Source organism: Enterococcus devriesei, from assembly GCF_001885905.1.
Classification (GTDB): Bacteria; Bacillota; Bacilli; order Lactobacillales; family Enterococcaceae; genus Enterococcus_A; species Enterococcus_A devriesei.
Genome location: NZ_JXKM01000001.1, coordinates 220,312 through 233,488, shown reverse-complemented (window position 1 = coordinate 233,488; position 13,177 = coordinate 220,312). Strand labels below are relative to the sequence as shown.

The window sequence follows — 13,177 nt, the reverse complement described above, 5'->3', positions numbered from 1 at the left end:
CTATTTATTAGTTATTAAAAAAACTTTTTCCTCGAAAAAAAACATCGTTGATTGCTTTTTTCAATTCCACAACGGTATTTTCCTTTGAAACAGTCTGCTTTCAAGGTTTTTGCAAAAAACACAAAACGTAGTATACCAACATTTGACCAACACAATATATGGTGTTTAACCGTTGACTTTTAGCCCACATCTTTTATACTAGTAATTGTAGAAATCAAGGGAGGTAGTCTTATGGTAAAAGTCTATTCTAAAAATAATTGCATGCAGTGCAAGATGACAAAACGTTATTTAACTGAGAACCAAATTTCATTTGAAGAAGTCAATATCGACAATGAACCCGAAGCAATAGGTTTTTTAAAAGATCAAGGTTTCCAAAGTGTCCCAGTTATTTTCGGCGGACAGCAAGCCATCATCGGTTTCCGTCCAGATCAATTGAAAGCATTAGCCTAACTCGAAACTTTGCGGTCCCACGATTGCAAAGTTTTCTTCTTTTATAGATAGAAAAGAGGCGGAAGCGAACGCCTTCAGCTTTTTACCAGCTCCATTCCGCGCTTTAGCGTGATTAATAGACTGGTTGGCGCTATGACAATCAAACTCATTTTTCGCGTTTTTTTGAAAAACGAGTTTCCTAAATTGGGATTAGCCGAAGACCAAGACTGAAAAATCTCGTTCGTGAAGCCAAACATGAATAGCAAAAGATAAAATAGAAAGATGTGACGAAATGAGTTTAAAAGACCTCGGTGAAGTATCTTACTTCAAGCTAAACAATGAAATCAATCGTCCAGTCAATGGACAGATTCCACTAAATAAAGACAAAGACGCGTTAGCAGCTTTTTTTAAAGAGAATGTTGAACCAAATACACATAAATTTGCTTCCGTGCAAGAAAAAATCGACTATTTAATAGAAGAAGATTTTTTAGAAGAAGCCTTTATCGCAAAATACACCTCTGCTTTTATCGAGAAGTTGTACGCTTATTTAGCGGAGCAGAATTTTACCTTCAAATCTTTTATGGCGGCTTATAAGTTTTATTCTCAGTATGCTCTAAAAAGTAATGACGGCACTGAGTATTTAGAAAGTTATGAAGATCGAGTGGCCTTCAATGCGCTATATTTTGCGGATGGCGATGAAAAATTAGCCTTATCCTTAGCCGATGAAATGATCCACCAACGTTACCAACCAGCAACCCCTTCATTTTTAAATGCCGGACGCAAACGCCGTGGCGAATTAGTCTCTTGTTTCTTGATCCAAGTTACCGATGATATGAACAGCATCGGCCGTTCGATTAACTCAGCCCTTCAACTGTCTCGGATTGGCGGTGGAGTTGGAATCAATCTTTCTAATCTACGCGAAGCTGGCGCCCCCATTAAAGGTTATGATGGTGCAGCCAGTGGGGTTGTACCGGTCATGAAATTATTCGAAGACAGTTTCTCTTATTCTAACCAACTTGGTCAACGTCAAGGTGCTGGTGTCGTCTATTTAGATGTCTTCCATCCTGATATTGAAATGTTTTTATCAGCAAAAAAAGAAAACGCCGATGAAAAAATTCGCGTGAAGACTCTTTCACTTGGTGTAACTGTACCGGATAAATTTTATGAATTGGCCCGTAACAATGAAGACATGTATTTGTTCAGCCCTTATGGAGTTGAGCGTGAATACGGCGTGCCCTTTTCTTACGTAGACATCACTAAAGAGTATGATAATTTAGTAGCGAACCCTAATATTCGCAAGAAAAAAATTCGTGCACGTGATTTAGAAAATGAACTGTCTAAATTGCAGCAAGAATCTGGTTATCCATATATCATCAACATCGATACCGCCAATCGTGCCAACCCAATCGATGGAAAGATCGTGATGAGTAACCTTTGTTCCGAAATTTTACAAGTACAAACGCCTTCTACCATTAATGGCCGTCAAGAGTACGATGTATTAGGAACGGATATTTCTTGTAATCTAGGCTCTACCAACATCGTTAACTTAATGGAGAGTCCTGACTTTGGACAATCAGTTCGGACGATGACTCGGGCGTTAACTTTTGTTACTGATGAATCCGATATTGAAGTAGTACCTTCAATTCAAAACGGCAATCACTTGAATCATACCATCGGCCTTGGTGCAATGGGCTTACACAGCTTCTTTGCCAAACATTTGATGGAATATGGTTCTGAAGAATCAATCGACTTCACCAATGTTTATTTCACGTTGTTAAACTATTGGACCTTAATGGAAAGTAACGCGATGGCGAAAGAACGCAAGACCGTCTTCCATAACTTTGAAAAATCTGATTACGCCAACGGTTCTTATTTTGATAAATACATGACCGGCGAATTTGCACCAAAAACTGACAAGGTCAAAGAAATATTTAAAGAAATCTTCGTCCCTTCTGCTGAAGATTGGGCAAATTTGAAAGCAGCTGTTCAAAAAGACGGCTTGTATCACCAAAACCGTTTAGCTGTTGCGCCAAATGGATCGATCTCTTATATTAACGATACGAGTGCTAGCTTGCATCCAATCACTCGCTTGATTGAAGAACGGCAAGAAAAGAAAATCGGGAAAATTTATTATCCAGCACCTTACTTGAACAATGAAACTTTGCCTTACTATACGTCTGCTTATGATATGGATATGCGTAAAGTAATCGATGTCTATGCTACGGCCCAACAACACATTGACCAAGGTATGAGCTTAACTCTATTTATGCGTTCAGAGATTCCTGAGGGCTTGTACGAGTGGAAAACCGAAACAAAACAAACGACTCGTGACCTGAACATCTTACGTAACTACGCCTTTTACAAAGGCTGCAAATCGATCTACTATGTCCGGACCTTTACGGACGATGCAGAAGAAATCGGTTCGAATCAATGTGAAAGCTGTGTGATCTAGGAAAAGCGGAACGGACTCGTCTAGGTTCCGAACAATAGGACGAAAAATTTAAAAAAAGGCTCTTCACATTTATTAAAATTTTCGCTTATTGCTAAGGAAGCTAGTCCGTGCAGCTGGACATCTAAATTTCTATTCCCTCTTGAGCTTCTGCTTGAGAGGGAATGCTATGCGTGACTATATACTTATCTTAGGAGGAATCTTCATGGCAGAAACGTATTATGAAGCCATTAACTGGAATGAAATCGAAGACGTCATCGATAAATCGACGTGGGAAAAATTAACGGAGCAATTTTGGTTGGATACACGTATTCCGTTGTCAAACGATTTAGATGACTGGCGGAAATTATCACCACTGGAACACACCGTGGTTGGTCATGTTTTCGGCGGATTGACACTACTAGATACTGTTCAATCAGAAAGCGGTATGGATCAGTTGCGAGAAGACGTTCGGACGCCTCATGAAGAAGCCGTCTTGAACAATATCCAATTTATGGAATCAGTCCACGCCAAAAGTTATTCATCGATCTTCAGTACCTTAAATACAAAGTCCGAAATTGATGAAATTTTTGAATGGACAAATACGAATCCGTATTTACAAAAAAAGGCGGAACGAATTAATGAGATTTATAAAAATGGCACACCTTTAGAAAAGAAAATCGCTAGTGTATTTCTTGAGACGTTCCTATTCTACTCTGGTTTTTATACGCCGCTGTATTATTTAGGTAATAACAAATTAGCTAATGTGGCGGAGATCATTAAATTAATCATTCGTGACGAATCGGTTCATGGAACTTATATCGGTTACAAATTCCAACGTGGCTTCAATGAACAACCAGAAGCTGAGCAAGAACGTCTGAAAGAATGGATGTACGATTTATTGTATGAATTGTACGAAAATGAAGAGCATTATACTGAAGAATTATATGACGAAATCGGCTGGACGGAAGAAGTCAAAACTTTCTTGCGCTACAACGCCAATAAAGCCTTGATGAACCTCGGAATGGACCCACTATTCCCTGACACCGCCGATGATGTCAATCCAATCGTAATGAACGGGATTTCGACCGGAACCAGCAACCATGATTTCTTTTCACAAGTCGGCAACGGCTACCTACTTGGCCAAGTCGAAGCGATGAATGACGATGATTATTTAATTGGATTAGAGTAAACAAAAAAGAGAAATTCCTTATCGCAAGGAGTTTCTCTTTTTTGTTTAGATATTAATCATCCGGAGCTTAGTAATATTTTTATACATCGATAAATCTTCAATCACATCGGTATAATTCATCCCCCGCGGCAAATCAATCGTATAGACATTGGTGTATATTCGATAATCATCCATGAAATCCACGTCGAAATCGACATCCTCGACTTCAATATTTTTACTTTCGAAATAATTCATAATAAATTCTTTGGTGGCTTCACGATGAATGTAACGAATCTCGATTTTTTTAATCGCGTTGATCTTAATCACACGCTTCACCACAGTCAGCGCCAGCATTATGCCGACAAAACTACAAATGGCGATCGTATAATACCCCATACCGATAGCGATCCCCAAGCCAGCACCAGCCCAGATCGAAGCAGCCGTCGTCAGCCCCTTGACCGAACGATTGCTGACCATGATCGTACCCGCACCTAGAAAACCGATTCCGCTGACCACTTGAGCGATCAAACGGGCCTCATCTGCTCGAACCACTCCAACAAACTCAGGTTTAGCCGCCGCATAGCGCAACGCCTGATCGGCGATCTCAACTTGGATCAATGCAATAATAGTCGCGCCCATACACACCAAAATATGAGTCCGAATGCCAGCCGGGCGATTCTTATATTCACGCTCTATCCCAATGGCGCCACCCATGACCATGGCTAAAAATAAGCGCAGCATGATTTCATAAACTGATAATTTCAAATCCACTGGTCCATCACCTCTCTATTCAGTATAGCACGCTAGAGAAAAAAGCGAACTTCCTAACCTTTTAGCGAAGCTATTTCTTCTGCTGTCAATAATCGGTAATTTCCTTTAACTAACCCTGACGGCAATTCCAAATCTCCCATACGAATTCGTTTTAAGTAGGTCACTTCTTTACCGCAGGCCTTGACCATCCGCTTCACTTGATGAAATTTACCTTCGTGTAAAATGATTCTAACTTTTGACGAGTCTGCGGTCGTCTCATCAATCAACAATTCCGCTGGCAAAGTCTTTTCCCCATCTAACAAAATCCCTTCAACAAAGCGCTGTTGGTCTTCTACTGTCATCACACCAGCAACCTTCGCAAAATATTCCTTCTCTACATGCTTTTTGGGAGATAATAACTCGTGGGCCAACTGGCCATCATTGGTAATCAATAATAAACCTTCCGTATCTTTGTCTAAACGCCCTACCGGAAATAAATCACTGCGGTAATCTACTGGCGCGAATAAATCCATAACCGTTCGATCCCGTGAATCTTCTGTTGCACTCACCACACCCGCGGGCTTATGTAGCAGATAATAATAAAACTCCTGATAATGCAGCGGCTCACCTTGAAAGGCGATCTGATCCTTTTCCGGTTCCACTTGCTTCTTTTCCGATTTTTCAATTTGTTGGTTGACGCTGATCTGACCCTTTTTGATCAGCTGCTTGACTTCCTTGCGACTGCCTAGGCCGACCTCCGCTAGAAATTTATCTAAACGCATTCTTCTCATCCTTTTTACTCTGATAATTTACTATAGCCAATGGTAAGAAAAGAAGCAAGTAGATCATAAGTGAGAAAGGCTTTCGCGAACTCCCTCAGCTTTTTGCCAGTTTTTCTGCTCGCTTTATTGAGATCGGAAAAATGGTATGAGTAACGACAATCAGAACTATTTTTTGTGTTTTTGGAAAATGATTCCCTAATTAGGAGTCCGCTGAGCAATCAGACCAAACGATTTCTAAAATGCTGCTCAAATGTCGAAATCGTTTGGCTTATTGCTGATAGAGCTAGTTCGTGAAGCCGGACATGAATACACCTGCTATAAAGCGATTTATTCATGTAAAAAAAACGCCAAGGAACATTTCCTTGACGTCTCTATTCAATCTAATTCTTATAGTTTGCTAGCTGCATCTTCGTCGATGATCACGGTTACGTCAGCGTGGTTTTGTAATACGCTAGCAGGAACATCAGTAGTTACAGGGCCGTCGATCATTCCTTTGATTGCGTCAGCTTTATCAGTACCGAATGCCATTAACAAGATTTTTTTGCTTTGCATAATTGAACCAATCCCCATTGATAAAGCATGAGTAGGAACATCTTCTACTTTATCAAAGTTACGTTTGTTGGCTTCAATGGTTGATTCAGTCAATTCAACGACATGCGTTGTCACATCAAATGGTGTGCCAGGTTCATTGAATCCGATATGAGCGTTGCGGCCGATACCTAATACTTGCAAGTCAAGTGGATGATCAGCGATCACACCGTCGTAACGTTTGCATTCAGCTTCTAAATCTTCCGCTTTGCCATTTGGTACGAACGTTTCTTTAAATGGTTTTTTGTTGAATAATTGATCATTCATGAAGTAACGATAGCTTTGTACATCGTCGCCTGCTAAACCAACATATTCATCTAAGTTTACAGAAGTCATTTCTGAAAAATCTAAATCACTAGAAGTCATTTCTTGATATAACGTTTCAGGAGTACTACCAGTTGCTAGACCTAATACTTTTACGCCGTTTTCCATTCCATCTTTGATAATTTCAAATGCTTTTTTTCCGCCTTCAGCGGCATCTTTTACGCGAATTACTTTCATGGGTAAACGCTCCTTTGTTGTTTTGGTATACACCAATTCTAACACCATGATCTCTAATTTGCAACAATTAAGTCTAGACCAAAACTATTTTTTCTTCACCCCCGTGATTTTTTCTTCTATATGGGGAAAACTTTTGCTTAAAAAACAGCGTAGAAGTTCTTCTACGCTGTAAGATATTATTATTGATGATATCGTGCAGAGATTTCCGCAATTAATTCATCGTCTTTTAAATCAGTTACTTGTTGAATGACTTCAGCCACTGATTTTTCTTTTAACAAACTTTGTAATTCAACACTTTGTTCATCGTTAGGATCATTGTATTTCAACACCATTGCTACTACATCGACTAAGTTGTCATAGCCTAATTCTCTTTCCTTCAATTCGCGGATCGGACGAATGAAGCGTTCATCAAAGCCTAGTTTACGAATTGGAGTCCGTGCGACACGACTAATACTGTCAGAAATGTATTTATTTTCAAAACGACTAACAATCTTATCAATGTAAGCAAAGTGTTTTTCTTTGTCGAAGCCCCATTTATTAATTAACAGACTGCCGGTTTCACCTAAGACTGCTCGTAATTTTTCTAAGACTCGTTCATCTGAGATAGCTTCATCAATCGTTTTATAACCATCATAAGCACCCGTATAAGCAACCGTCGCATGTCCGGTATTGACTGAAAACAGCTTCCGTTCAATATAAGGTTCTAAATCTTCTACGTATTCCACGTCATCAAGGCGCAAGTCTTTGTTTTTACTTTGCGTTTCGTCAATCACCCATTCACTAAAAGGTTCTACAGAAACAAATAGCGGGTCTTCATGATGTTGAATCGGAACGATACGATCAACTGCTGCATTGGGGAATCCAATGTATTGTTCAACATAGGCCATATCCTCAGCTGATAAAAATGCTTGGACCTTTTCAAATAAGAACTGGCTGCCGCCAATCATATTTTCACAGGCAATCACGTCTAAAGGCGCTGTATTTCCTTCACTGCGACGTTTTTGAATTCCTTTTGCGATTAATTCTGCGATAAACGGCAAGATATTCGGACCGATTGCTGTTGTTACAATATCCGCTTTGCTGACAGAAGCAATCACCGCTTCCGGATTCGTTTGATTGTTTAGACCATCCACGTTTGAGACATGGATCTCTTTTTGACTTTCGTCTGCTAATTGGATCGTATATTCATTTCGTTCATTCAACGCATTGATGATTGTTTCATTGATATCGACAAAATCGATTGAAAAACCATTCTTTGCTAAAATCTCTCCGATAAATCCTCGTCCAATATTTCCTGCGCCAAAATGTGTTGCTTGCATCCTATTCTACCTCCTGAAGATAGCCCATGACTTCTTCTTTTGTTTTTGCATCTGCTAATTTTACGACATTTTCAACATCCGAACAAAAGATGGCGATTTTTTGTAGGATATCTAAATGTTCATTCCCGATTCCAGCGATACCGAATAATACCATTGCCACGTCTTCTGTATCATCTTTACCAAAGTGAACGCCAGTTGGGACTTGAATCACTGAAATTCCACTTTTTTTCACGTAGTGTTTGGCTTCGTCGGTCCCATGAGGAATCGCGATAAAGTTTCCCATATAAACAGAAACTAATTTATTTCTTTCAATCATGGCGTCTACATAGCCTGGTTCCACACAACCTGCATCAACTAACAACTGACCACAGGCCCGGATTGCGTCTTCCTTGTTGGCATATTCTTGATCCAATAAAATCATTTCTGGCATTAATTCCATTTTTGATTCACTCCTATCACAGATTAATTTTCCCGTATTTCTTTTACGAACAAAGAACTCAATAGTTGATAAATGATTTCTTTGTTGCCGAACTTGTAAATTTCCGTGTTCAAATCACTCTCAATCACGGAGCTGCTGATTTTTCCTAACAGATTTTGTTGATTTTCCGGCATTGGATCAGGGGCAAGCAATAATAATACTCGCGTTAATTCAATACTTTTTTTATCCATCCCTTGGATCAAAAATTTCTGGTCCAGATCATAGATGGTGAATAGAGGCTCTTTGACGTGAGGATCTGCAGTATGGAACAATGCGAAATTGGTCTTCGGTACCCCAATTGGTGCTACTAAATAGCGCTTGATCACTTTATCTGTGACAGTCGCCGCGTCGGTCACAATCGTTCCTTGCAAGGGATCAATGATTTTCGCTAAGGTCTGTTCAATCGTTTCTTCAGACGTAATCGGCTTCACATCAAAACTTTGCAACAGTTGATTGGCGATCCGCATCGTTTCATAAATCTCATCAAAGGCATCACTCGGCTCTTGTTCGGGTTGATTCATCATTTCAACCGTTTTATCAGGATGCAGCGTCTGAATATATTCTTTGATTTCCTTGATCTCATCATCTAGTAGCAAGGGTGAAATGACTTTATAGGGTAAATGGAACCCCGGCAAGAAGACCGTCGCTAAAATCAGATCATAACTTTTATAATCTAGATGATTCATTTCTGAAATTTTTGCGACTTGCACCTGCTCAATCTCATTCAAATATTTATGAATCCGGCTTTCCAAGATACGTGCCGTTCCGATTCCACTAGAGCACAAGACTAAGGCGGAGAGGGCTCGACCACTTGGGTGGCGTTCCAAGGATGTCGCAAAATGGATCACGACATAGCCTAATTCATCCGCAGTAAATTCATGATCTGGAAAAACTATCGCCAACTCTTTAATAATCGCCGTCGTCAGCTTCTGGTATTTCTCACGAATTTTTTGCAGCAATGGATTGTTTGCGCCTTGAATGACCGTCAAATTTCGTTTCAAGGCCGCCGACATATGGGCCGATAAGTCATTGAAAAGCTGCTCATCTTTGCGAAAATCGATCGCCGTCGCCTCAGAGACTAAACGAATCAATTCCTTGATCTGATAAGAAAGTTCCACATCAAAACTATCAATGAAAATATTTTGTGGCTGCTTATAATTGACTCCTTCCAATTGAAAGGCGAAGAAACGGACCTCCTGTGGCGGAATTGATTTCTTTAATGTTGTCGCCACCTTAATCATGATTTGGCTTGCAATCTGCATACTTTCAGGCTTGGCTTTGTTTTCTTGTTCTGCCTCGACAAAACGATCTTGTGCCATCCGATCAATCGACAATGCTAATAAAATCAAGACTCGCTGTAATTGATTGTCTGTGACCTTCTGGAAAGACTGCTGGGAAACTTGAGTAAAAATCTGACCGGCTAGTAATAAATTCTCTTGGCTCAATAATTTCAAAAAGAAATTATCAGTGACCGCCTCGCCTTCTTCCAACAAATCAAGAAACTGAAAAAAATCGAATTCACTCACACCGTTATAAATCAAATTACTTAATAACTGCCGACGCTGTTTTTCACGACCGTCGATCCGAATCCCTCGTCCTTTTAGACGGTTTAGTTCTAAACGATAATCAATCAAACTCTTTTCGATCGCCGCTAAATCGGAAGTGATCGTCGCGGGGCTAACTTTAAAATCAATCGCCAGTCCTTCGATGGTTTCTTCTTCATCCATCAGTAGCAACGAGCAGACGATCGCACTTTGCCGTTGAACGTTATCGGTAAATAGCTCCGTTTGTTTCGCGCCTAATTGTTGCTGCAGTTGTTCCAAACTTTGAGTCTCTCCAACTATCCGGTATCCCTCGCCACGAGGTTTGATGATTTGGACATCCACGGATTTGATCGTCTTTTCGATACTGGATATCTCACGATAGACCGTTCGCTTGCTGACTTGTAATATATCTTGTAACTCCTCCGACGTAATGCCGTTTGGATATTCTAACAAAAGGGAAAGTATCTTTTTTTCGCGAATCGAAAAATACACAATATCTCCTCCAATAATTTCAAAGGCTAAAAGCAGTGAGAATCCTCACTGCTTTAAGAGTAATACGATTCTTCAAAAAAGACTACTTTATTTTCTTAGATTTTGGATCACGCGGTCATATTTTTCTGAAGCAACTAAATCACTCAATGGTACATGAGTCGCACTTGGTGCTTGTTGTTCCGCTTTTATAGTTTCGTCATTGTTGGTAATGACTAAAGCATTTGTTTCATCTGCTAAATCCTTAATCGCTACAACTGTGACTGGATAATTCATCCCGTTGTCTTTCAGTAATTTCTTCAAGATCGTTGCACCCATATTAGCAGAGCCTTTGACTTGATCATAGGCAAAGACGACATGATCTACTTTCGAATAATCCGCAACGCCTTGAATGACATCATCAGTCAATGGTTTTTCTTCAGTATCAGCAGCAGCTGGTTCTTCCGATAGGCGGTTAACGATCTCATCGTAACGAGGGGAGTTCATAAAGTTTTCTACTTGGACAAAGGTTGCACTTGGTGCTTTTTGACTTGCACGATCGTGGAGTTCTTCTTGTGTCACAATCAAGGCATTTGGATCATCACTTAGATTGTTAATCGCTGAGTTAGAAACAGGTAAAGCTAACCCGGCTTTTTTAACTTTGTCTCGTAATACCGAAGCTCCCATCGCACTTGAACCCATCCCAGCATCACAGGCAAAGATGATTTTGTTGATGTTGCCAAACATTTCTTGATTTTCTGATTTAACAGCGTTTTGACCTTTGCTTTGTGCTTTTGCATCTGCCATAGCAGCTTGATTAGCGGCCAAGTCGTCTTCTTCGCTGTTGTCAGATTTGATAATAATCATTGCGACTAAGAATGAAACAATACATCCGACAATGATCCCAGCTAAGTTGGCGACAATAGCATCCGGTGGTGTCATAGCCATGATCGCGATGATTGATCCTGGAGAAGCAGCTGCTCGTAAACCTGCACCTAACAATTGGAAAGTAAATGTTCCGGCAACCCCACCGGCCATAACGGCTAAGAACAATAGCGGTTTCATCATGACATATGGGAAGTAGATTTCATGAATCCCACCTAAGAATTGGATGATGATTGCACCTGGTGCCGAAGATTTCGCTGCACCTTTACCAAACAAGGTGAAGGCTAATAAAATTCCTAGACCTGGTCCAGGATTTGCTTCTAATAAGAATAGAATTGATTTTCCAGCTTCTGCGGCTTGTTCGATTCCTAGTGGCGTCAAAATGCCGTGATTGATCGCGTTATTCAAGAATAAAATTTTCGCAGGTTCGATAAAGATATTGGCTAATGGCAATAAATGCATGTTAATGATTGATTCAACACCGGCAGCCATTAAATGAGTTGCGCCCTCAACGACTGGCCCGATAGCATAATAACCGATGATGGCTAAAGCAAAACCGATCAATCCAGAAGAAAAGTTATTGACTAACATTTCAAATCCAGCTTTGATCTTTTCTTGGAAAGCGTCATCAAATTTCTTGATACACCAACCACCTAAAGGTCCCATCATCATAGCTCCGATAAACATTGGAACGTCTGATCCAACAATAACACCCATCGCTGCAATTGCCCCAACGACAGCTCCACGTTGGCCATGCACCATGCTACCACCTGTATAAGCGATTAATAATGGCAATAAGTAAGAAAGCATTGGTCCGACTAATGTGGCAAGGTTTTCATTTGGAAAATAGCCATCTGGAATAAATAGTGCCGTAATAACCCCCCAAGCGATGAATCCCCCAATATTGGGCATTACCATCCCTGACAAGTGGCTTCCGAGACGCTGGACTTTTGCTTTAAGTCCACTCTTTTGTCTAGTAGCTTCCATTTTAGTTCCTCCTTAAATGATAAAATGATTTCGTTTACATTTTTATCATAGCGCCAGATTGATGCGCTTTCAAGGAATAGAAGATAGAGCTTTGGCACAGAAGTTTGTGCCAAAATTAAAGAGATTTAAATTTGACAAAATCTACTTTCAGTATTTATTTAGAAGAAAGGTTTTTGAGTAACATTTAAAAAAATGGGTAGGTCTTAAAGACCTACCTAAAAAAAATTATTTAATTAATGTTTGAAAATGCCTTTAATTCCTCGTTTTAAAACATCAAAAAAGCTTAATGAACGGACCATATGTTCCGGATCAACATATTTACGAATTGCCCGCAAAACTTCTTTAGGTGTTTTTGATGCAAAAGTATACGTTCCGTTTTTCTTTGTTTGAATGGCGTAGCGAGGAATTTTTTTTCCTTTGAACATGACTGAAGCAATTACGTAGTCCACTTCTTCCCAAGGAATCTGAATAAACTTATTCGCATCTCGATCATTATAAAATTCAAATCCTTTGTCACCAATCATAATCTTTCCGTAATCTGATGCACCTGCCAAAGAAGTTGCACTCACAACTAAATCGACCTGCGTATTGATTGATTGAACCATGAATAAATCTCCTATCTATAATTATAAATGTTGTTTAATTTATAATCACTTCTTTTAACTCAATAGTAAAGATTTTTAATCTATTTTAGGCAATGGAATTCTTGACTTATTCTGATTAAATAACCTCTATATCCGTATTATTTTTTACTACACTGATATTTTGAAATACAATAAAGCAGCAAAAATGTTTTACTTATATACATTATAGCAAAAATAAAATTCTAAATAAAATTTTTCCAAAT

At 39.6% G+C, this 13,177-nt stretch carries 11 protein-coding genes; 3 read left to right on the top strand and 8 right to left on the bottom strand.

Annotated features, from left to right (window positions below):
• Positions 1–231: 231 nt before the first annotated feature.
• From nrdH to nrdF, 3 genes are all read left to right on the top strand, one after another.
• The gene (gene nrdH / locus RV00_RS01000; RefSeq protein ID WP_071860740.1) at positions 232–450 is read left to right on the top strand and encodes a glutaredoxin-like protein NrdH; all 219 of its coding nucleotides are present in this window, start codon (positions 232–234) and stop codon (positions 448–450) included.
• Between the two features lie 271 nt (positions 451–721).
• Entirely contained in the window at positions 722–2,881 is a 2,160-nt protein-coding gene (gene nrdE / locus RV00_RS00995; protein WP_071860739.1) for a class 1b ribonucleoside-diphosphate reductase subunit alpha, read from the top strand.
• Between the two features lie 202 nt (positions 2,882–3,083).
• Positions 3,084–4,049, top strand: a complete 966-nt coding sequence (gene nrdF / locus RV00_RS00990; RefSeq protein ID WP_071860738.1) for a class 1b ribonucleoside-diphosphate reductase subunit beta — start codon at positions 3,084–3,086, stop codon at positions 4,047–4,049.
• Positions 4,050–4,094: 45 nt separating this feature from the next.
• On the opposite strand, the gene RV00_RS00985 is transcribed toward nrdF, so the two are convergent.
• From RV00_RS00985 to RV00_RS00950, 8 genes are all read right to left on the bottom strand, one after another.
• Positions 4,095–4,769 carry an MgtC/SapB family protein gene (locus tag RV00_RS00985; RefSeq protein WP_071861035.1) on the bottom strand — a complete coding sequence of 225 codons (675 nt, stop codon included), beginning with the start codon at positions 4,767–4,769 and terminating at the stop codon, positions 4,095–4,097.
• Positions 4,770–4,852: 83 nt separating this feature from the next.
• Positions 4,853–5,560, bottom strand: coding sequence for a pseudouridine synthase (locus RV00_RS00980; RefSeq protein WP_071860737.1), 708 nt, complete (start codon positions 5,558–5,560; stop codon positions 4,853–4,855).
• 387 nt (positions 5,561–5,947) lie between these two features.
• Complete coding sequence (gene nagB / locus RV00_RS00975) at positions 5,948–6,649, bottom strand: glucosamine-6-phosphate deaminase (RefSeq protein ID WP_071860736.1); 702 nt, start codon at positions 6,647–6,649, stop codon at positions 5,948–5,950.
• A 179-nt stretch (positions 6,650–6,828) separates the two neighbouring features.
• On the bottom strand, positions 6,829–7,968 hold the full coding sequence (locus tag RV00_RS00970) for a mannitol-1-phosphate 5-dehydrogenase (protein ID WP_071860735.1): 1,140 nt from the start codon (positions 7,966–7,968) through the stop codon (positions 6,829–6,831).
• 1 nt (position 7,969) lies between these two features.
• Positions 7,970–8,407 carry a PTS mannitol transporter subunit IIA gene (locus tag RV00_RS00965; RefSeq protein ID WP_071860734.1) on the bottom strand — a complete coding sequence of 146 codons (438 nt, stop codon included), beginning with the start codon at positions 8,405–8,407 and terminating at the stop codon, positions 7,970–7,972.
• A gap of 23 nt (positions 8,408–8,430) precedes the next feature.
• A complete protein-coding gene (locus RV00_RS00960) occupies positions 8,431–10,482 on the bottom strand; it encodes a BglG family transcription antiterminator (protein ID WP_071860733.1) in 2,052 nt (683 codons plus the stop codon).
• An 87-nt stretch (positions 10,483–10,569) separates the two neighbouring features.
• A complete protein-coding gene (locus RV00_RS00955; protein ID WP_071860732.1) occupies positions 10,570–12,330 on the bottom strand; it encodes a PTS mannitol transporter subunit IIBC in 1,761 nt (586 codons plus the stop codon).
• 233 nt (positions 12,331–12,563) lie between these two features.
• Positions 12,564–12,935, bottom strand: a complete 372-nt coding sequence (locus tag RV00_RS00950; protein ID WP_071860731.1) for a DUF956 family protein — start codon at positions 12,933–12,935, stop codon at positions 12,564–12,566.
• Between the last annotated feature and the right edge of the window lie 242 nt (positions 12,936–13,177).